We start from the raw sequence: 20572 nt of genomic DNA, 5'->3' as shown, positions 1-20572 counted from the left end.
TGCGGACGGCACCTCGCACGATGGCTCGGCGCATAAGGAAGACTGGCGGGCATGGCTGACTTGGACGATGCGAAGGCTGCGCTGCACCACTACCTTCAGGCGGCTCGCGAAGACCTAATCTGGAAGCTCGACGGGCTGAGCGAACGTGAAGCCAGACTGCCCCGCACCGCGACCGGCAACAACCTGCTGGGAGTCCTCAAGCACTGCCTCAATGTCGAAGCCGGCTACTTCGGGCCTACCTTCGGGCGCGAATTCCCGACGCCTGAGGAACTGGTCGCCATGGAGGCGTTCGAGGAGGACCCGCAGGCAGACTGGTACGCGCGGGAGGAGGAGACGAAGGATGGGCTGATCGACCTGTATCGCCGTGTCGGGGTGTTCGCGGACCAGACGATCGAACAGCTACCGCTCGACGCGCCGGGGCGGGTGCCGTGGTGGCGGCCAGGTAGACAGGCCGTGACGCTGCAAAGGATCATCGTCCACGTGACCTGCGACCTCGCTCGTCACGCCGGTCACGCCGACATCATGCGCGAGCAGCACGACACGGCGATCGGCCTGCGGCGGGAGAACACCAACATCCCTCAGGATTATGACTGGCCGGCGTACGTCACCCAGCTGACGAAGCTGGCTGACCGCTTCGGATAGCCGCCCGGTCCCGTCGGTGCAGTCGGTGAGTTCAGCATCCCCTCTTCGGCACGGCCGGGCCTTGGCTTGATCCGTTGGGGATGACAGTGGGTAGCGGTCGGCAAGCGAACACCGAATCCCTGCCATGCCCAGTTCGGTCACTTGAGGGTGGTTGCGCGGGGACCCTCGCTAACCGACGTAGGAGGAGGACGCAATGCAGGCGATCCAGAAGGTCCGCCATCGACATGCCGACGTCAACGGTCTGGAGGTGTTTTTCCGCGAGGCCGGGCGCCCCGGCCGGCCGACCGTACTGCTGCTGCACGGGTTCCCAAGCTCGTCGCACACATTCCGGGAGGTCATGCCAACACTGGCTGAGGTCGCGTACGTGGTCGCGCCTGATCTTCCCGGCTTCGGCATGTCCTCGTCACCAACCGTCGACAAGTACGACTACACCTTCGAGAACCTCTCACGGGCGATCGAGAACCTACTCGACCAGCTTGGGGTCGAGCGCTTCTTCGTCTACCTGCACGACTTCGGCGCACCGGTGGGATACCACCTGGCCACCCGCGCCCCGAATCGCATCCGCGGCCTCATCGTCCAGAGCGGCAACGCGCACGAGGACGGCCTCGGCGAGCAGTGGGACAGCGCCAAGGAGTACTGGGCGGACCCGACCGACGACAAGCGCGCCGAGCTGCCGGACTGGTTGAACTTCGCTGGCACCCGTGACCAGTACCTCGCCGGGCTGCCCGAATACCTGCGTACGCTGCACCCTCCCGAGTCGTGGCACCTCGACTGGGAGCGCATGAGCCGACCCGGCAACATCGACGCGCAGTTCGCGCTCTTCAGCGACTACGCCAGCCACGTCGCCCGCTTCGATGAGATCGCCGAGTACCACCGGGCTCACCAGCCGCCGGCGCTCGTGCTGTGGGGACGGCGCGACCCGTACTTCGACGTTGACGAAGTCCTCGCCTACCACCGCGCCCTCGAGCGCATGGACGCGCACATCTACGACGGCGGGCACTTCTTGTTGGAGACGCACGCGGCCGAGTGCGCCAAGCTCATGCGGGCGTTCGTGCTCGACAACGCCAACTGAAGCCAGCGACCCACGCCCGACCAACAGGAGAAGCCCCGTGCCGCCCCGTAGAACCCGCGTCCTTTACGTCACCGATCTGGCATACGAGGCGCGCGGGCGTCGCTATTGCGACGAGGACATCTTCTTGTCCACCCAACTGCGGGAGCACTTCGACATCGCCCTGTGCCACCCGATCGATGCAGTTGACTTGATGGACTCCTTTGACGTGGTCGTGGTTCGCAACAGCGGCCCCGTCCTGTACTACCAGGATCATCACGACGAGTTCCGCGCTCGTGCGAGGCAGACGGGTGTGCGAGTCTTTACCGAGTTGACCGGCAAGGCCGACATGGCCGGCAAGCAGTACCTGCTGGATCTGTACGGAGCCGGCTACCCCGTCATCCCCACCGTGGACCGGTTGCAGGACATCGAACGCCTGCCACCGGCCACCCAGTACGTGGCCAAGCCGAAGTTCGGCGCTGATTCCGTTGGTCTGCAGTTCGTTCAGCGCGAGCAACTGCAGGACCTGACCTACGACAACCTGCTGGTCCAGCCACGTGTCGATTTCGAGTACGAAGTCTCCTTCTACTTCGTCGACCGCACCTTCCAGTACGCGTTGTACGCGCCTCATGCCGACCAACGGTGGCTGCTCGAGCCCTACGAACCGACCGATGCCGATTTGGCGTTCGCTCAACGGTTCATCGACTGGAACGACATCAGCCACGGCATCCAGCGCGTCGACGCCTGTCGCACACGAACCGGCGAACTCCTACTCGTCGAGCTTGAGGACCTCAACCCCTACCTCTCTCTGGACCGCGTTGCCGCTCCGACCAGAGATGCCTTTGTCAGGGACATGACGGCATCCATCGCGGCCCTGGCCACGATGAGCCCGACACCTCGCTGACCGCCCAACGAACCCGAGGAAGCACGATTCGGCCCCAGCCAACCAGTCCGCACATCGGCTAGTTTCGACCGGCGGCCGACCGGCGACCTGGCCCCGGTCGCTGAGTGGATGGCCGGCCTCCGCGGCACCCCATGGTCATCGACGCGAAAGGCTGCGGCCGGCCGCCCGTCCTCGTGGCTGGAAGAGGCCTTTCCAGACAGCGCTGGCCCACGTCGGCCTTCCGAGCACGAGAGCTCATATAGTCACGGGGTGAAGATGGAGCAGGTCCGGCAGGCATATGCGTCCGTCGCAGAGCTCTACATCGAACTCTTCGGTACAAGCCAGCAGGTACACGCCGACGACCTCGCGTTTATCGCGCGACACCTGGCGGGTCGACCTGGCACGGTGCTCGATCTGGGCTGCGGGCCTGGCCACATCACCGGTTACCTCCGCTCGTTTGGCGTCGACGCAACGGGAATCGACATGGTCCCCGAGTTCATCGCCCATGCGCGGGCAGCCCACCCGAACGGTAGGTACCAGCTCGGGTCGATGGAAAATCTCGCCGTTGCCAACCACTCCATCGCCGGCATCCTGGCCTGGGGCTCGTTGATCCATCTGCCGCCGGAGGATCTCGACGGCGTGCTAGCTGAGTTCCGGCGAGTAATGGCCCCGGCCGGGGCATTAGTGCTTGGTCTCTTCGTAGGTGACGAGGTCGCCGCCTTTGACCACAAGGTCGTAACCGCCTATCGCTGGCCCGTTGACGAGTTCTCCGAGCGACTGGCGCGAGCCGGCTTCACGGAAGTTGAGCGTCTGCAGCGGCCCAGCGAAGGCCCTCATCGGCCACATGCCGCCATCGCGGCAATCGCGTAGGGTGAGCTGGGTCGTGTAGACCTCCGGCTATGAACCGCGCTCGGCCGCTGGCGGCTGTCCTCGTCCGGGCCGGATGTCTGTCACCGTTGCTGTCGAAGGCCTCCTCCTCTCACGGCGGCCCTGGAGCGGTAATCACCGGCATGTCGCACGGTCAGCCTGTTCCGGGCAGTTCTCGTAACATGAGCGCCGTGCACGGGTTTGTGAAGCGTCGCGGCATACCAGAGCCAGGTTCGATTCCCGAGGTCCTGGACATGTTCCGTGCCGAGGTGCGCTTCTATCGCGAGATCGCGCCGATCGTGGGCGTCCGAGTGCCTACCTGCTTTCACTCCGAGATCACCCCGGTAGGCACGACACTGGTCCTCGAAGACCTCTCCTCATGGCAACCAGGAGCCGACCCCGTCGCACACGCCCAACTGCTGTCGCACATGCATCAGCGTTGGGCCGGGCAGGCTCCGCTGAGGTGGCCGTGGCTACGTCCGGTAGGCGCAGCCGCCGACCTGGTCGGCGACCTGTTCGACCGGATGATGCCGACCCTGGCAGCACGCCCTGACCTACCCGCTAACCTACGAACGCTCGCTGCGCGACTCGTAGGACGAGTGCCAGAGGCCGAGCAGGACATCGCCTCGGCAGGCCCGCTCACCCTCGTACACGGCGACGCGTCCGCACGCAACGCCCGCACCGCCCCGAACGGCGAGCTGGCACTTCTCGACTGGGAGGACGTCTCCGCCGCCCCCGGAGTCATCGACCTTGCCTGGCTCCTGCTGTCCTCCGTCGACCCCTCCCAATGGGCCGCCGTCACCGCCGCCTACGGACCTGCCGAACGCCTAACGACGGTTCTACCCGCCGTCGTCGTACAGGGGCTCCTCTGCTTCGCTGACACTGCGGAAGGGTCCGTCGAGGCGCAAGCATGGATCGGCCGGCTCAACGCGGCTGAGCAACGGCTGGCTTCTTGGACACCACTCTGATCGGGAAACGTCGGTCAGCCAGTAGGTCAGACGTTGAAGCGGAACTTACATCGCGCGGCAAGCCTTCACCCACCTCGCACCTCGCCCGACAGAACCGGCACCATGGCCCGGTGCGACTACTGACGGCAGACGAGTTCAAGGCCACGTACGGGACACCGCCAGCACCAGTCGACGTCGATGAACGTCCTCCGTTCGACTTCTGGCCCTACTTCGACGCCATCCCCCACGATCACTTCGCGGGCCACGACTTCAGCCGCGAGGAGGTGACGAACGTCTGGCAGATGCCCGACGGCATCCATCTGCACGTCCTCATCGCGTCCGAGGCCCCGAACGTGTTCATGGTGCTCGTACTCAACCTCCGAACAGCATCAGTACTCGGCCACCACCTGCTCGACCTCAACAAGCTCTACGGGCTCAGCCAGTCACCCACGGCACCACTTGACGAACGATAGGAGCGTCCAGCTTCGCCGGCAGCCGGCAGGGGCTGTCCTGCGCCAGCTGGGGGTCGGTGCGTCGCCAACCGGGCGGCGTCCAGCAGGACGTGACGGTCGAGTTCTACGACCGGATCACCGTGGTCGACGCAGGCGAGAACATCCAGCAGATCACATGCCTACGCTGCGACCAGAACAGCCCGCTGGCCTGGTACGGGGACCTCATCGAGGAGACCGAGGGCGAGTTCGACAGCCTGATCGTGACGGTGCCATGCTGCGAGACGGCAGTCGCGCTGGACACCCTGAAGTTCGACTGGCCCAGCGGCTTTGCCCGCTTCGAGATCGCAGTCGCCAGCCCGGCTCGCACGGCATGCACGTTCACCCCCGATGAAATCGGCCCGGTCGAGGCAATCCTTGGCCATCAACTTCGGCAGGTCGTAGCGCACTAATAGCGTCCGAGCGGCGGCCGCCTGCCAACTTCCGATCAGGAACGGCCGAACTCGGCGTAGCGGTGCTGGCCTTCAGCGAGGGCGTGCAGCGCCGACCCGACTCGACGTGCCCAAGAGCCGCAAGACACGGGACATCCCGCTGCCCGGGTCGGTGGGCTCCGCCCTCACCCGTCACCCTGGCACGCCGCCGGCGCACCCCGTCGTCGCCAATGGTCATCGTTGGTTGGCCTTGTCCGACCTCCGACGGCCTGGCAACGGCCTGGGTGCTTCCACTGACCTGGGGCTTGCATCTGGTACCCAGGTACAGGCTTACCGTCGGAGTATGAGCGACCGACACGTCACAACCGATGACGCCTGGGTGCCGAATGCCTGCACCCTGCCGACGGCCGAACGGCCGCTGCGGCTTGCTGAGTTCGATCAGTTCTTCCGCGATGCGGTCCGGAGTGCCGACCGGCTGTCGGCGCAGCATCTGCGCCTGCGGCTCACCGGAGGCGTGCAGGTTGAGGAGACGGCGCGGGACCTCACCGCCCGGGAGTCGTCTTGCTGCTCGTTCTTCGCTTTTGACATTTTCCGGTCCGGCCCTGATGACCTGACGTTGGACGTCCGGGTGCCGGCGGCCCACACCGACGTGCTCGATGGCCTCGCCAATCGTGCCGCGTCAGCGGCAGGCTCCCGATGATCGAATCACGGCTACGCAGCGGCCAGCTCGCCGACGCGGCCGGGGTCAACCTGCAAACGCTGCGCTACTACGAGCGCCGGGGGCTGCTCGCCTCCCCACAGCGGTCGCCGGGCGGGCATCGGCTCTATCCGTCGGAGACGGTCACGCTGCTGCGGGTCATCAAGACCGCGCAACGCCTCGGCTTCACCCTCACCGAGGTCGCCAACCTGCTCGACGCCGGCCGACACCGGCACAGTGGCCAACCGGATACCGGCCTCCAGGCGCGAGCCAGAGAAAAGCTTGCCGAGGTGGAACAGAAGTTGGCCGACCTCACCGTCATCCGCGACACCCTCCGAGCCGCCATCTCCGCCGGTTGCGACGACCTGGTCGCCTGCGCCGGCAGCTCCTGCTGCCCCCTGCCGTTTGCCCAACTCGCCGAAAGGGCCGACCGTGCCGACGCCTGCTAACCGGCTGCGCCGCCTGCTCCCCTCCGGCATGGCCGCACTCGCCGGAGCCGCCTGCGCCGCCTGCTGCGTGCTGCCGGCGCTGCTCGCCGCCGGGATCCTCGGTGGCGCCGGCTGGGCCGCGGTCAACCGTTTCATGCCCGCCGTCGCCGTCGCCCTGGCCGTGCTCGCCTGCCTGTCCTGGTGGTGGGCCAGCCAACGCCGCCACACCACCGGCTGCGCTGGCGGAAGCTGCTCCTGTGGACAGGGTGACCAGAAGGACCGCCAGGTGGTGAAGATGGGGTCCGACGCATGACGGTCGCCCGCTCATCCTGCTGTTCACGATCGCCGCTCTCGCCGAAATCGGCGGTTTCGCCGCCTCGCCGCCCAACCTGCACCCGCCCCACCTGGCGGGATCTTGATAGATTCGCCCTTCGCTTGAATCGACAAGGGGATGCACATGTCCGACGCGGGGGCCGGACCTGATTCAGGATCGACGGCGGACTGGGTGCGCGGTCCGGAAACGGCACGGACGCCGCTGCCGGGCGGTGCGGCTCCCGAGCCGGCACCGGTCCACGGCGCGCCACCGCCGCAGGTGCCACCCGCGGCAGGCCAGCCGTTCGGACTGCCCATGATCCCGTTCGGGGCGCAACTGCCAGCCGACCCGCCGCCACCCGGCCACCGCAACCGCGGCCTGATCATCGCCGTCGTGGCGCTGAGCGTACTGCTGTTGGTGGCCTGCTCGGGCCTGGTCGGCGGGGCCTTCCTGCTGCGCTCCACGGAGCGCGACGCGGCCAAGCCGGCGACGGAGGCGCGGCGGTCGTCCACGACCGGTAGCTCGGCCCCGAGCCCTCGCACGGCCGAGAGCGCGGAGCCGGTGCCGCAGGGGCCGCAGCCCAGCGACTACGCCGCAACCCAGATCTCCGATCTGAACAACGTGTGCGACGGCATCCTCTACTACCCCCAGTCGCCCAAGCGCGCCGGCAAGGCCCCGCACCCGGTGGTGCTGCTCATCGGAGACGGCCCGGGAAACCACCGCCGCCAGGACAACGGCTACTACTACGACGAGGGCCTGTCGAAGCGGGTGGAACAGACCTGGGCGTCGGAGGATCCGAAGAACGTGCAGATGGTCGCCTGCCTGGACCGGGTCAACACCGGCGCGACGATCCGCCGGTGCAAGTACGACGACCCGAAGCCGGACACGCTGACGCTGCTGAAGGCCAGTTACCGCCTTCGGGTGTACGAGGTGGCGACCGGCCGGAAGCTGCTCGACAAGGCCATGGGCGGCGACGACCAGGCTTGCCCGTACGTCGTCCTGGTCGGTCCCGACAAGAAGATCTACGCCGAGGTCAGCGACCGGTCGCTGCTCGCCGCGCTGCGCAACCTGGTGAAGCGGTAGCCGAACCGCAGCACCGGGTCCGCTCCGCCGCCCGATCCGTCACCCGCTCCCGCGCGGTCTCGAGCGGGCGGCATTGCCGTCCTGAACAACCGGTCCTGCCTGGAGCTGGAGGCGTCACCGGTGACGGGCCGCGCCTCCGGCAAGGGCACGCCGCCGTGGGAGAATCAGCGGGTGCAGGTCGGGATGCTTGGATCATTCGAGGTTCGCACGAACGAGGGCATCCTGGCCGACGTGCCGGGCGTCCGGTTGCGCGCACTGTTGATCGCCCTGGCACTCGAACCTGGCCGCGTCGTGCCGAAGGCGACGCTCATCGACTGGATCTGGGGTGAGAACCCGCCCGCCGATGCGGGGAACGCCCTGCAACGCTTGGCTTCCCGGCTACGGAAGGCGCTGCCCGGCGGGGTGATCGAGGGGCAGACGGGCGGCTACCGATTGATGGTGGGCCCCGACGCGGTCGACGCCCTTCGGTTCGAACGCCTCATCGGCCGGGCTCGCCAGGAGGAGGGCCTCCAGCGAGTTCGGCTGTTGCGCGAAGCCCTCACCCTGTGGCGCGGTGCGGCTATGCAGGATGTCGGGTTGGGGGACAGTGAGGCGTTCGACGCGGCGGTGACGCGGCTCGAGGGGCTGCGTCTGACGGCGATGGAGGATCGCTTCGAAGCGGAGGTCAGTCTGGGCCATGGAGCGGCGGTGGTCGCGGAACTGACCGACGCGGTGGCCGCGCATCCGCTGCGGGAACCGCTGGTCGCTGCGCTGATGCGGGCCCTGGTGGCAGCCGGCCGCGACTCCGAGGCCCTGCTCGCCTACGAGCGTACGAGGGAGGCGCTGTCCGACGCGCTGGGCGTCGACCCCTCGCCGGAGTTGTCGGCCTTACATGTCGCGTTACTGCGGGGCGAACTGGGGCGGCGGGAGGAGAATCGGAAGACCAACGTGCGTGCCGAGCTCACCAGTTTCGTCGGCCGGGACGCTGATGTCGGTGCCGTCCGCGAGCTCATCGCGGAGCATCGTCTGATCACCTTGATCGGGCCGGGCGGTTCGGGCAAGACCAGGCTGGCCACGGAAACCGCACGCACGCTGATCGGTGACCTGCCGGACGGAGTCTGGTTGGTGGAACTTGCCGCCATCGGCGCCGACGGTGACGTCGCGCAGGCGACGCTCACCGCGCTCGGGCTGCGGGATGCTCTGCTCGGCGCGGGTCCGAGCGCGGACCTGGCGGACGGGCTCATTGCCGCGATCCGCGAGCGGGAGGCGCTGCTGATCCTGGACAACTGTGAGCATGTGATCGAGGCGGCGGCGAGGTTCGCCGATCGGGTGCTCGGGCAATGCCGGCGGCTGCGGATCCTGGCGACGAGCAGGGAACCGCTCGGCATCACCGGTGAGGCGCTGTGGCTGGTCGAGCCGCTGGCCGTGTCAACCGACGCCGGCCTTGCCGAGACCGTGTCCTCGCCGGCCGTCCGTTTGCTGCGGGACCGGGCCGGCGCGGTGCGCAAGGACCTTGGAGTCGACGAGCACACCTTGTCGACGATGGTGCGCGTCTGCCGGGCGCTGGACGGGATGCCGCTGGCGATCGAACTGGCTGCCGCCCGGTTGCGTACCATGACCATCGATCAGCTCGCCAACCGGCTCGATGACCGGTTCCGCCTGCTGACCAGCGGGAGCCGTACCGCCTTGCCGCGGCACAAGACGCTGCGCGCGGTGGTCGACTGGAGCTGGGAGTTGCTCACCGAGGCCGAGCGGACGGTCCTGCGCCGGCTGTCGGTGTTCTCCGGCGGGGCGAGCCTGGACGCGGCCGAGTGGGTCTGCGCCGGCGATGACGTCGAGCAGGATCAGGTGCTGGAGTTGCTCACGTCGCTGGCCGAGAAGTCGCTGGTGGTCACCGAGGGCGACGCCGCCCCGCGCTATCGGATGATCAGCACGATCAAGGAGTACGCCGCGGACCGGCTCGCCGAAGCGGGCGAATCGGACCTGGCTCGCCGGGCGCACCTCGCCTACTTCACCGACCTCACCGAGACCGCGGAGCCACATCTGCGCCGCGCCGAGCAGTTGGCCTGGCTCGCCACGCTCGAGGCCGAACACGACAACATCAGCGCCGCGATGCGGGCGGCGGTCGCGGCCGGTGACGCACAGGCGGCGATGCGGCTCGCGGCCGCCGCCGGCTGGTACTGGTGGCTCGGCGGGCGCCGGGCCGAAGGCCTCGAGCTGATGCTCGCGGCCACCAACATCCCCGGCGACGTGACCGATGACGTCCGGGCCATGGCGTACGGGATCGTGGTGCTCTTCGTGACCTCCGGGCGGGGCGACGAGCACCTGGGCGCGGAATGGATCCACAAGGCGTACCGGTTCAGTCAGCAAAGCCAGCACCGCAACCCGCTGCTGGGACTGGTCGACGCGCTGGAACGCCTGCTGCAGGAGCCGGACGCCGCGGTGACCGCGTTCGAGTCGGTGCTGGACAACGAAGACCCCTGGGTACGCGCCCTGGCCCGGTTCCAGCTCGGCAAGATGCGGATCATGCTCGGCCAGGGCGGCCGGGAGGCGGAGGCCAACCTGGAGCTTGCGCTCGCTGAGTTCCGCGCGCTCGGCGAAAGGTTCGGCATGTCCATCGCCCTGTCCGAGCTGGCGGGCCAACTCGCCCTGCGTGGTGAGTTCGTGGGTGCGTGTGCGCACTACGAACAGGCGGTCACGCTCGTCACCGAGGTCGGCGCCGTCGAAGATGTCATCCGGCTGCGGACCCAACAGGCCCTGCTGTACTGGCTGCACGGCGACCGGGACGCCAGCGCGGCCGCCATCGCCGAGGCGGAGCGGTGCGCCGAAGGGGTTACCTGGCCGCATGCGCTGGTCGAGCTGGCACTCGCCAAGGCCGATCTCGCGCGTTGGGTCGGTAACGCCGCGGCGGCACGTCACCAACTCGGGGTCGCGACCGCCCTGCTCGGCGACGAGGCGGAGACGGCGGACATCCGCGCAGGCATCCACGACGTGCTCGGCTACCTGGTCGACGATCTTCGGGAGGCTCGTTCCCACCGCGTGGCGGCCTGGCAGGCGGCGTCCGAGGCGGGACACGCTCCCATGATCGCCCAGACCCTCGTCGGTGTCGCGGACCTCGCACTCCGGCACGACCAGTACGAGCAGGCGGCGCGACTGCTCGCGGCCAGCGTCGGCGCACGTGGAGTGCCGGATCTCGCCCACCCGGATGCGGCCAGGATCGAGCGGGACGTACGGCGACACCTCGGCGAAGCACGGTTCGCCGAGGTGTCGCAGGAGGGTACGCAGGCGAGCTGGGCTCAGCTGGTCGAGACCACGCTCTCCTTCTGACCTGCGCGTCGAATGACGATGTCGCCGTGCCGGGTGCGGGCGTGGACCGAGACGTTGGTGCCCGCCGGGCCAGGGTTTCCCGGCGCGGAAACGGCGTCGCGCACCGATCCTCGCTCGCTGTTGACGTCGAGGTAGGCGGCGGTGCCCTCGCTGATGCCGACCTCGATGTTTCCCGAGCCGTTCGTCAGCTTCGCCTGACCGTGTGTCATCCGGCCGATCCGGATGGCGCCGCTGGCTGTCATGGCGGCGATGCTGCCGTCGGCGCGGTCGATGTCGAAGTCGCAGCCGGCGCTGCTGAGATCGAGGTCGGCCGAGGCGTGGCCGATCCAGGCCTGCCCGCCGGAGTTCGAGAGCCGCAGCGCGCCCTCGACCTCGCCGATCCGCAGCGCGAACGCCCCGCCCTCGATGTCGGCGCGCCCGGCGATGTGGCCGATCGCGACCTCACCGGACGCGATGTTCGCCTGCAGCGTGTCGATGCGGGCCACCTGGACCCGGCCCGATGCCACGTGCAGCTCGCACCCGCCGAACGAGCCGTCGGCATGAACATCGGAGTGCGCCAGGTAGGCGGCGAAACTGGAGCCGGTGGGCAGCTCGATCGTGATGGCGACCGACCCGTTCTTGTGCCCGGGGACGGTCGTCTTGACCGACAGTTGACCGCCGGCGAATTCGACCTTGGTCTTCTCGGCCACCTTGACGTCGGACCGGCTCGTCGCGTTGATGGGTTCGACCAGCACCGCGGTGTCGGTGCGGTCGCTCGCGGTGACCCGCACCTGACCACCGGCGACTTCCACGGTGGCGGCGATGGGCCCGGGGGTGGCGAATGTAGGCATGACAGCTTCTCCCTCTTGCTTGGTACGTGATCTGTTGGTGTGCCCGCCCCGGTTGGTCAGGCCCGCTTCTTGAAGGTGGCCAGCGACCACACATATCCGACCAGGGCGATCCCGACGCACCAGACGACGGCGATGATCACCTTGCTGCCAGCAGGTTCACCGGTCAGCAGCCCGCGCAGTGCCTCAATGATCGGGGTGAAGGGCTGGTACTCCGCGAACTGCCGCACCCCCGCGCCCATGGTTCCGGCCGGCACGATCGCACTGCTCAGGAACGGCAGCATGACCAGCGGTACGGAGATCAGGCCCGCCGATTCCGGGGTTTTGGCCGCCAGTCCCAGGGCGACGGTGATCCAGCTGGTCGCGAAAGAGACCAGCACGATGAGGCCGATCGCGCCGAGCCATTCGAGGAAACTCGCCGCTGGTCGGAACCCCACCGCGTACGCCACTCCGATGATGGCCGCGATGGCGATCAGACTGCGGAGCATGCTGGCGGCGACATGAGCGCTCAGCACGGCACTGCGGGAGATGTCCATCACCTTGAACCGATTGATGATCCCCTTCGTCATGTCGGAGTTGACGGCCAACGCGGTCGCGCTCAACCCGTAACAGATCGTCAACACGACCATGCCCGGCGTCGCGTAGTCGATGTAGTTGCCGCCGATGTCGAAAGCGCCGCCGATCACGTACACGAACATCAGCAGGATCACGATCGGGAACAGGACGGCGTTGAATACCGCGACCGGGTTCCGGAGCGTGTGCTTGAAGTTGCGACCCAGCATGGTCGTCGCGTTGCTCATTATGCGTTCACCTTCGCGCGAGTACGGCCGGTCAGGGCAAGAAAGACGTCATCGAGGTCCGGCGTGTGCACCGAGAATTCCTCGACCTCGATCGAATGTGCGTCGAGTTGTGCCAACAGGGCGCGAACCGATTTCGCCCCACCATCGCTGGGAACCCGCAGGACCAGATCGTCCTCGGCGTCCCGCGCGGAGTCGGTCAGGACCCGCACCGCGGCGGCGAGTTCCAGGTCGCCGGCGAACCGGAGCCGGACATGACTGCCGGGGATCTGGCGCTTGAGCTCGGCGGGAGTGCCCTGGGCAACCAGCTTGCCCTGATCGAGCACCGCGATCCGGTCGGCGAGCCGATCGGCTTCCTCCAGGTACTGGGTGGTCAGGAAGATGGTGACGCCCTCGGCCACCAGCTGACGGATGATGTCCCACATCGTCCGACGGCTGCGCGGATCCAAACCCGTCGTCGGCTCGTCGAGGAAAATGATCCTGGGCTGGCCGACCAGGGTCATCGCCAGATCCAGCTTCCGGCGCATACCCCCGGAATAGGTGGCCGCCATCTTCTGCGCCGACTCCGTCAGGTCGAACCGCTCCAGCAGGTCGGCGACCACCCGCTTGCTCTCACCCGAGCGCAGACGCTTGAGATCCGCCATCAACTGGAGGTTCTCCTGGCCCGTCAGGAAATCGTCCACCGCGGCGAACTGACCGGTGACCCCGATGGCCGCGCGGACGGCCTTGGTCTCGGTCGCCACGTCATGCCCGGCAACGAAGACCGTGCCACCGTCGGCCTTCATCAACGTGGTCAGCACGTTGACCGTCGTCGTCTTGCCCGCCCCGTTAGGGCCGAGCAGGGAGAAGATCGTGCCCGCGGCAACATCGAGGTCGATGCCGTCAAGAACGATCTTGTCCTTGTACGCCTTCCGCAGCCCTGAAGCCGCAATCGCTGAACTCGTCATGCGACCACCATCGGCGCCGGGCCTGCCACCCACCTGACACGCCCCTGACACGGCAGCTGACATGATCGGCCGCTCGTCGCCGCTGTCGGCGCGTTGCTGCTCGTCGCCTGATCTCAGGCGCACACCGTCGGCGGCGGGTACGGTCGTGGAATGCGCCTCCCAACCGCAGCGACCACCGCGGGCTCCCTTATCGGCGGGTGGCAACTCGCCCGCCGGACCGGTAACCGTCCCCTCGGCGGCGTGGTCCTTGCGGCCGGCGGTGTGCTGGCGGGACGCGAGTGGGCCCGGCGGACGAGCCCGGCCGTGACCGCAGGCCTGGTCGCGGCCTACCTCGGGGCGTTCGGCCTGTCGCACCCGCTGGCCAGGCGCATCGGTGCCTGGCCCGCCGTGCTGGCCGTCTCGGCACTCACCGCAGCCGCCTCGTACGCCGTCGCAGACCGCCGCGCTCCCCGCTAGCGCCGCCGCTTGAGGCCGCCCTGGACGGCGCGCTCACCGCACTGGCCAGCTATCGACTCAAGGCGGAGTGACGGCGGCGGTAGAACCCGCAACACCGCTGGCGAAATCGTTCCACCGGTTGGTGCGAGACTTGATCAATGCGGTGCTTCAGTGCGACTGGTTGGACGGCGATCTTCAGCGGGACGGAGACCGAGAGCGGACGCATGCGACCAGTGGAGGCGTGGGATCCGGCTACTGGGGTGGCGCTTGTCGTGGACCCTCAACGTGGTGCGCTCCGCCCCGTCACCGACTGGCCGGACTTCTCCCATCTGGAACGTGGAGAGCGTGTTGTGGGCGTCATACCTGGGGGTGGATGGCGTGCCCACTGGAACGACGGGTACGACGGCACCCCGCTGACTGAGGCGGTCCTTGCTTGGCTTATCCAATCTGATGGTCGAGCTACTCCCATCAGCGTTGACCCCGATGGCACAGTTGATACCGCAGATTTGGCGGACCGCATTCTCGCGCCCGAACAGGATCTGGAGTGAGGTCACCCAGGTCCTCGCGCGCTCGATGCGCCTGCGGCGCCCTTCCGAGGTGAACGGGGCGTTGCGGTGAGTCAGGCGGCCGGGACGTCTTCGGCCGACAAGACGGGTTCGAGGTAGCGCAAGTGTGCCCGGTTGGGCAGCAGGAGTGGGGTGGCGAGCAGGAGGACACCGGAAATGGTGATCGCGGCGAGGGGGCTGGTGAGTGTGGCGAGGATGCCCCAGATCACCATGAGGGTGGCCTGCACGAGTTTGCTGCTGACACTCCATGCGCTGAGGACTTGGGCGGCATGATCCGCGGGAGTCCGTTGCAGGCGTTCGCTGGCGTAGATCGGATTGAAGATGCCCATGCATGTGATCAGCAGGCCCTCGACGATGATCACGGTGAGGAGTCCGGTGATGCCGGGATGGACGAACGCGAGACCGAGCGGGAAGAACGATCGCAGCCAGCCGGAGACGATCATGACCCGGTGCCGGCCGTAACGCTTCACGAGGCGTGCGGAGAGGCGGGCGCCCACGAAGCCGCCGAGTGCCGGGATGCCGAAGACGAGACCGTATTGCCAGGCCGGGAAGTGGTATTCGCCCAGCAGCAGGACGGCCAGGAGCGGGACGGTGGCCATGATCAGGCCGCCGACCAGGATCGAGTTGAGGAACAGGCACCGTAGTGCGCCGTCGTGGAGGATGAACCGCCAGCCACCAAGAAGGTCGGCTCCGCGCAACGCGGTGGCCGGGTCGCGGGGTGCCGCGACGTCGCCGCCGCGGATGCGGAGGACCCCGAGCGCGGACAGCAGGTAGCTGAGAGCGTCGACCATGAGGGTGATGACCGGGCCGAGCAGCCCGACGAGCGCGCCGCCGAGGGGCGGTCCGGCCGCGGTCGCCACCCAGCTCGTGCCCTCGAATCTCCCGTTCGCGGTCAGGAGGTGGTCACTGCGGACAAGGTACTTCAGGTACGCGCCGGAGGCGGCGGAGAAGGCGATGGTTGCGGTTCCGGAGATGACCGAGACGACCAACAACTGGCCGTAGGACAGCACCCCGAGGAAGTACGCGAGCGGAACACTCGCCATCGCGAGGAACCGAGCCAGGTCCATCGCGATCATCACTGGGCGCTTGGACCGGTGCTCGACCCACGGCCCGAGCGGGACCGCAATGATCGCCGCGACGGCAAGCCCGGCTGCCTCCAGCAGCGAGACCGCGGATGCCGACGAGTGCAGCACTCGAACCGCGATGAGCGGGAACGCTCCGAAGGCGATCCACGTGCCGTACGTGCTGATCGCGTAGGCCGACCAGAGCCAGCCGAAACTCGACCCCAGTTTCACGCGCACACGACTCCCCCGCAACAACCGATGTTTGGATCCCTGAATCCCATCGGCTGCACGAGGGCGGGATCAAACAACCGCCGTTCGGCGAGCCACAACGATCAGTTGGGCGAGCCTAAGCTGGGCCAATGGATACCGAGGCAGTACGATCGTTCGTCCGAGCGGCCGAGCTCGGGCAGTTGCAACACGCGGCCGACGAGCTGGGCGTGACCCAGCAGGCGGTCTCGAAGCGGGTCGCCGCCCTGGAGCGCGAGCTGGAGGTCCGCCTGTTCACCCGTACCGCCCGAGGGGTCGAACTGACGCTCGACGGCCAGGCATTCCTCCCACACGCACGGAGTATCGTCGCGGGTGTTGATCGCGCCGTCACCGCGGTCAGGCCGGGCTCGCGGGCCCTTCGGATCGACGTTCTAGGCCTGCGAAGCGCGCAGGCCGTCGTTCTGCACGACTATTGGCGGTCGCATCCCGAAACCGACCTCGACGTGGTGACCCTCAGGGTCAACGACCCGCACGTGGCGGCCGCCGCCGTCCAGGCAGGCGATGTCGACGCCTCGTTCCGCACCGTCACCGATCCGACCACGCTGCCACGCGACGTGCAGATGATCCACGCCTTCGACTCCCCGCTGGAACTCCTCGTCGGCCCCAGGCATCCGCTTGCCTCCGCGCGCACAGTGACACCACCCCAGCTGCGCAAGCTTCGGATCTGGGTGCCGGGTATCGTGCCTCGAAGTGAATGGGCGGAGTTCTACGATCAGCTCGCCACCGCCTTCGACCTCCGCATCGACGCGGCGGGCCCGAACTTCGGTAACGAGGTACTCCTCGACGCCCTCGCGGACTCCGCCGACGTGGCCACCCTCGTCGGCGCGCGCGACCGGTACATCTGGCCGACGAACTACGACCTACGCCGCATCCCGATCGTGAACCCGACGCTCGCCTACCCGCTCTCCCTCATGTTCCCCAGAACGAATCCGCACCCGGGGCTTCGGGCGATCATCAACCACTTCGCAAGCCTGGCACCGCTCCCCGAGACGGTCTGGCTCCCGTCCTGGGCAACGACACCACGCCGTTGTCGCCCCGGTCGCGCGTAGACCTCGCCACCAGCAGACGGGTGCCTGGGTGGCCGCCCGGCCGGCCGGGGCAAGATGGGCTGGTGCTCGAGCCGATCGGTGTCCGCCCCGAGGACGAGATGGTCTACCGCGAACTCCTGTCCCGCCCCGAGGCGTCCCAGCGCGACCTCGCCGCGGCACTTGACCGTGGTGCGGCCGAGGTGGGCAGCTCGCTGACCAGACTCGAGGAGCTGGGCCTGGTGCACCGGCTGCCCGGCCAGCCCGCCAGGATGCGCGCGGCGCGGCCCGACGTCGCGGTTGACGCGCTGGTCGACCGACGCCGCGAGGAGCTGGCGCGTACGCAGCTCGCCGCGCGCACCCTGCTCGCCGAGATGCCCGCCGAGGAGCGGTACCGCCCGGAGGAGATCGTCGAGGTGCTGGTCGGCCGGGCAGCGATCGCTGCCCGGTTCGAGCAGCTGCTCAGCACCACCCGGCACGAGCTCATGGTGCTCGATCGCCCGCCGTACGTCGCCGATCCCCGGCGGTCGGACAACTCGGTACGCCGGCTCCTGCGCGCGAAGGTGCGGGTGCGCGGCATCTACGCCCCAGAGGCGCTGGAGCTGCCGGGTGCGCTCGAGGAGGTCCAGGACGCAGCCGGCGTGGGTGAGCAGTCCCGGGTGCACACCGGCCTCCCGATGAAGCTGGCGATAGGCGACCGCCGGCTGGCGATCCTGCCGGTCGGCGTGCAGAGCGCCGATGTGGCGGTCTGCATCCGACCTTCCACCCTCCTCGACGCGCTGGTCCAGCTCTTCGAGCTGCTCTGGGCGCAGGCGACGCCGATCGTCGCACCGGCAGAGGAGGGCGGGTTCAGCGATCGCCAGCTCGCCGCGCTGCTCGCCTCCGGGGCGAAGGACGACGCGGTTGCCCGCCGGCTGGGCACCAGCACCCGTACGCTCAGCCGCCGGATCGCCGAGCTGATGGACCACCTGCACGTCCGCACGCGCTTCCAGGCGGGCGTGCAGGCGGTCCGGCTCGGTTGGCTCGAGAGCTCAGTGCCCGATGTCGAAGGCCCGGACGATCGTCTGGTCGACCACTGAGCCGCCGGTGTCCTCCGCGTGTAGCCGCAGCGACACCAGGCCGCTGCCGGCCGGCAGCTCGACGCGCCAGCCCTCCGTACCGCGGGTGACGACCGCCGGCCGCCAGGTCGCACCGTCGTCGTACGACGCGTCGAGGCGTGGCTCCCCGCCCAGCGTGGACGGTACGCCGTCAGGGCGCCGCAGCCGCAGGTCGAACGCCACTCTGCCCTGGCGGTCGGCCCGGACCCGGTTGTGCAGGTCGACGCCGACGTCGTAGTCCGGCAGCAGCAGCGGCTGGGCCTCCGCCGCATCTCCGGCGGTCGTCGTCGACGGGAAGCTCCAGGCGGTGTCGGTGTGTGTCGACAGCTCGTTCCACGCCTGCGGGTTGTCCGCGGTGAACGAGATCGAGACGCGAGACTCGCCGCCCGGCAGCCGGACCGTGCCGGAGGGGAGGTTGTCCGTCTCCCCGACCAGGGCGCCGTCGGCCCTGATCTCGAGATGGGTGCGAACCCCACTCGGGTGGGTGTACTCCGTTCCGTGGTTTCCGTCCGCGTCGATGAAGCCGTCGACGGCCACGCGCAGCTGATCACCGGAGCGCTGGACGGGCCGAGCGGGATTCGGGGCCGCCGTGATCGGCGCCCGGCCGAAGGGCAGCTCGTCCTTCTCGCGGTCCGAGTACGCCTGGCGCCCGGGCATGCTCAGGCTCATCGGCAGCACCGGTGCCTTGGGGAACATCGTGTTGTAAGCGGACTCCGGAGCGAACACCGCGTAGCTCCATGCGGTGTCCGGGTCGGGGATGCGGTACTCGGCGCGCGTACGCGGCCCGGCCTCGAAGGGGAACGTCGTCGAGACGACGAACGAGTTGCCGGGCTGCCACGGGTACGCCGCCTCGGAGAACGTCGAGGGAAGCGTCGGCTGCCCGTACACCTGACGCACCTGAGTGGCGAGCTGCTCGGGGAGGGCGACGTAAGTGGGGTCCTCGGGGATCCGGTCCTTCATCTTCAGGTAGAGATCGTAAACATAGGGGCTGGCGGGCTCGCCCTCGACGGTCACCCTGGCTCCCTTAGGGAGTCGGGCGAGCGCGAGGCCCTCCGCCCGGTTCAGCCGGATCGTCGGCACCTGCAGCTTTACTCCGGTGCCGCCCGGGTCGCTGATGTCACCGGGGCCGTCGTTGCGGATCACGACCACGCCCGCACCGTGTGCGGCCGCATTGTTGGACTGTTCGGCGATCGACATGTCGGCGGAGTGCGTGACCAGCGCCAGCGCGCCGTGCAGCTGCTGGTCGGCGAGTTCGGCCGCCGTGGCGCGGCCGACGTCCACCACGGGGAGGCGGGACCGGCCGTTGACGACCGGGAAGTCCGAAGCGACGTCGGAGAACCAGGTCCGGTCGACGTACTCCGGGTGCAGGGCCGGCGCGGTCGGCACGGACAGGGTGATGTCGGGGGCCTCCAGCCGGACCCGGGTGCGCGCCTGGAACGTCCCGATGGACACCTGCGGTGTCGGCTGCAGGTAGAAGTGCTGGTCGAGGAGGTATGCCGGGCGCATGTCCAGGTGGACTGCGGACCCGTCCGCGGCGGTGCGGTCGTAGCCGATGAGCATGGCACCCTGCGGCGGCACCTTGGTGCTGCGCCCCGGGGTCCTGAGCGTGAGCTGCCGGGCATCGCGGGCGTCGAGCGCGAAGGTTCGCTCTCCGCTCACCGTCGTCTCCGGCTCGCCCACGAGCGAGATGTTCTGGAACGTGCGGCTGCTTCCGATGGTCGGCTTCTCGGCGGGCAGAGTGGTGACGAACGCCATCACCGAGTACTCGCCGGGCGGTACGAGCACGCAGGTGGTCCGGGCGAAGGTGACCTCGGAGCACTCGTTGCCCGGCGCCGGGTCGGTGACCAACTGGCGGGTCCACGCCGCGCCGTGCTCAAGGTCGAAAACCGTGATGTAGGCCTGGGCGGCCCGGCCGTCCCGGCCCACCGCGGAGAAGTGCAGCGGCACGGTGTCGGCAGCGCTGGCGGCCAGAGGTGCGGCGTGGCCCTCGATCACGGTCGGCGTGCTGGCGACATCGGTCGTCTGCACGGTCGTGCCTGTCTTGTTCGTCGCGACAACAAGGCCAGGAGTCACGCCGTCGGGGCTGGGCAGCGCGGCGAGCGAGGTGGCGCCGGTGTCTCCGAGCGGCGTCAGGGCGACCTCGGCTCCGCCGCCTACGGAGACAACCCGCGCAGCCGGCGCCGCGGCGAGGCCATCGGCGGAGGCCGCCGCGTTCGCTGTGGACCACGGCGCCGCGGTGAGCAGGCCGACCACGACGGCGAGCGAGGTGACGGCGGCGGCGCTCGCCCGGTGCAGGGCCGAGAGTGGCATGGTCATGGGACTCCCAGTGATCAGAGATGCGTCCCCCCTTTCATAGTCGAGCCGTACCGGCGGCGGACAGCATGACCACTGGCGGCTACCAGAAATGGCGACCGCCCGCCATCGGCTGGCCCGGCTCAACCAACCGGTCCGGA

Annotated in this window: 20 protein-coding genes; 15 read left to right on the top strand and 5 right to left on the bottom strand. The window is 68.6% G+C overall.

The annotated features are described in order from the left end of the window. The first annotated feature begins 51 nt into the window (after positions 1–51). The 12 genes from ACGF4F_RS04575 to ACGF4F_RS04520 all read left to right on the top strand — a co-directional run bounded on the left by ACGF4F_RS04575 (position 52) and on the right by ACGF4F_RS04520 (position 11094). On the top strand, positions 52–642 hold the full coding sequence (locus tag ACGF4F_RS04575) for a DinB family protein (RefSeq protein ID WP_357436437.1): 591 nt from the start codon (positions 52–54) through the stop codon (positions 640–642). Positions 643–835: 193 nt separating this feature from the next. Further along, entirely contained in the window at positions 836–1714 is an 879-nt protein-coding gene (locus ACGF4F_RS04570; protein WP_357436436.1) for an alpha/beta hydrolase, read from the top strand. 37 nt (positions 1715–1751) lie between these two features. Further along, on the top strand, positions 1752–2594 hold the full coding sequence (locus ACGF4F_RS04565) for a hypothetical protein (protein ID WP_357436435.1): 843 nt from the start codon (positions 1752–1754) through the stop codon (positions 2592–2594). 249 nt (positions 2595–2843) lie between these two features. After that, entirely contained in the window at positions 2844–3443 is a 600-nt protein-coding gene (locus tag ACGF4F_RS04560) for a class I SAM-dependent methyltransferase (protein WP_357436434.1), read from the top strand. A 188-nt stretch (positions 3444–3631) separates the two neighbouring features. Continuing rightward, entirely contained in the window at positions 3632–4408 is a 777-nt protein-coding gene (locus ACGF4F_RS04555; RefSeq protein WP_357436433.1) for a phosphotransferase, read from the top strand. 110 nt (positions 4409–4518) lie between these two features. Further along, entirely contained in the window at positions 4519–4860 is a 342-nt protein-coding gene (locus ACGF4F_RS04550; RefSeq protein WP_357436432.1) for a hypothetical protein, read from the top strand. Between the two features lie 56 nt (positions 4861–4916). Continuing rightward, positions 4917–5288: a hypothetical protein gene (locus tag ACGF4F_RS04545; RefSeq protein WP_357436431.1), complete on the top strand. Its 372-nt coding sequence runs from the start codon at positions 4917–4919 to the stop codon at positions 5286–5288. Positions 5289–5610: 322 nt separating this feature from the next. Next, positions 5611–5967 carry a hypothetical protein gene (locus ACGF4F_RS04540; protein ID WP_357436430.1) on the top strand — a complete coding sequence of 119 codons (357 nt, stop codon included), beginning with the start codon at positions 5611–5613 and terminating at the stop codon, positions 5965–5967. Then, positions 5964–6413: a MerR family transcriptional regulator gene (locus tag ACGF4F_RS04535; RefSeq protein ID WP_357436429.1), complete on the top strand. Its 450-nt coding sequence runs from the start codon at positions 5964–5966 to the stop codon at positions 6411–6413. Before ACGF4F_RS04540 ends, ACGF4F_RS04535 begins: the two co-directional genes overlap by 4 nt. Continuing rightward, positions 6397–6705, top strand: coding sequence for a hypothetical protein (locus ACGF4F_RS04530; RefSeq protein WP_357436428.1), 309 nt, complete (start codon positions 6397–6399; stop codon positions 6703–6705). The genes ACGF4F_RS04535 and ACGF4F_RS04530 overlap by 17 nt, the downstream gene beginning before the upstream one ends. 315 nt (positions 6706–7020) lie before the next feature. Further along, positions 7021–7788, top strand: coding sequence for a hypothetical protein (locus ACGF4F_RS04525; RefSeq protein ID WP_357436427.1), 768 nt, complete (start codon positions 7021–7023; stop codon positions 7786–7788). A 171-nt stretch (positions 7789–7959) separates the two neighbouring features. After that, complete coding sequence (locus ACGF4F_RS04520) at positions 7960–11094, top strand: BTAD domain-containing putative transcriptional regulator (protein WP_357436502.1); 3135 nt, start codon at positions 7960–7962, stop codon at positions 11092–11094. On the opposite strand, the gene ACGF4F_RS04515 is transcribed toward ACGF4F_RS04520, so the two are convergent. Genes ACGF4F_RS04515 through ACGF4F_RS04505 form a run of 3 tightly spaced genes read right to left on the bottom strand, consistent with a single transcriptional unit; the run spans position 11064 to position 13665 of the window. Then, a complete protein-coding gene (locus ACGF4F_RS04515; RefSeq protein ID WP_393074730.1) occupies positions 11064–11924 on the bottom strand; it encodes a DUF4097 family beta strand repeat-containing protein in 861 nt (286 codons plus the stop codon). The genes ACGF4F_RS04520 and ACGF4F_RS04515 overlap by 31 nt on opposite strands. A 56-nt stretch (positions 11925–11980) precedes the next feature. Beyond that, on the bottom strand, positions 11981–12721 hold the full coding sequence (locus ACGF4F_RS04510) for an ABC transporter permease (RefSeq protein ID WP_357436425.1): 741 nt from the start codon (positions 12719–12721) through the stop codon (positions 11981–11983). After that, positions 12721–13665, bottom strand: coding sequence for an ATP-binding cassette domain-containing protein (locus ACGF4F_RS04505; protein WP_393074727.1), 945 nt, complete (start codon positions 13663–13665; stop codon positions 12721–12723). The genes ACGF4F_RS04510 and ACGF4F_RS04505 overlap by 1 nt, the downstream gene beginning before the upstream one ends. A 150-nt stretch (positions 13666–13815) precedes the next feature. On the opposite strand from ACGF4F_RS04505, the gene ACGF4F_RS04500 reads away from it, so the two are divergent. Next, entirely contained in the window at positions 13816–14121 is a 306-nt protein-coding gene (locus tag ACGF4F_RS04500; RefSeq protein WP_357436423.1) for a hypothetical protein, read from the top strand. Positions 14122–14719: 598 nt separating this feature from the next. Here the strand turns inward: ACGF4F_RS04500 and ACGF4F_RS04495 are convergent. After that, on the bottom strand, positions 14720–15967 hold the full coding sequence (locus ACGF4F_RS04495; RefSeq protein ID WP_357436422.1) for an MFS transporter: 1248 nt from the start codon (positions 15965–15967) through the stop codon (positions 14720–14722). A gap of 122 nt (positions 15968–16089) precedes the next feature. On the opposite strand from ACGF4F_RS04495, the gene ACGF4F_RS04490 reads away from it, so the two are divergent. Both ACGF4F_RS04490 and ACGF4F_RS04485 read left to right on the top strand, forming a co-directional pair. Further along, positions 16090–17046, top strand: a complete 957-nt coding sequence (locus tag ACGF4F_RS04490) for a LysR family transcriptional regulator (RefSeq protein ID WP_357436421.1) — start codon at positions 16090–16092, stop codon at positions 17044–17046. 62 nt (positions 17047–17108) lie between these two features. Then, positions 17109–18101, top strand: a complete 993-nt coding sequence (locus ACGF4F_RS04485; RefSeq protein ID WP_357436419.1) for a helix-turn-helix domain-containing protein — start codon at positions 17109–17111, stop codon at positions 18099–18101. Here ACGF4F_RS04485 and ACGF4F_RS04480 read toward each other — a convergent pair. Continuing rightward, positions 18054–20435, bottom strand: a complete 2382-nt coding sequence (locus ACGF4F_RS04480; RefSeq protein ID WP_357436418.1) for a PA domain-containing protein — start codon at positions 20433–20435, stop codon at positions 18054–18056. The two genes, ACGF4F_RS04485 and ACGF4F_RS04480, sit on opposite strands and share 48 nt — an antisense overlap. Between the last annotated feature and the right edge of the window lie 137 nt (positions 20436–20572).

The sequence above is a fragment of the Micromonospora sp. NPDC047740 genome, assembly GCF_043204735.1.
Lineage (GTDB): Bacteria > Actinomycetota > Actinomycetes > Mycobacteriales > Micromonosporaceae > Micromonospora.
Note: the sequence above shows the minus strand (reverse complement) of the source record. Positions and strands in the feature narration are given on the sequence as shown.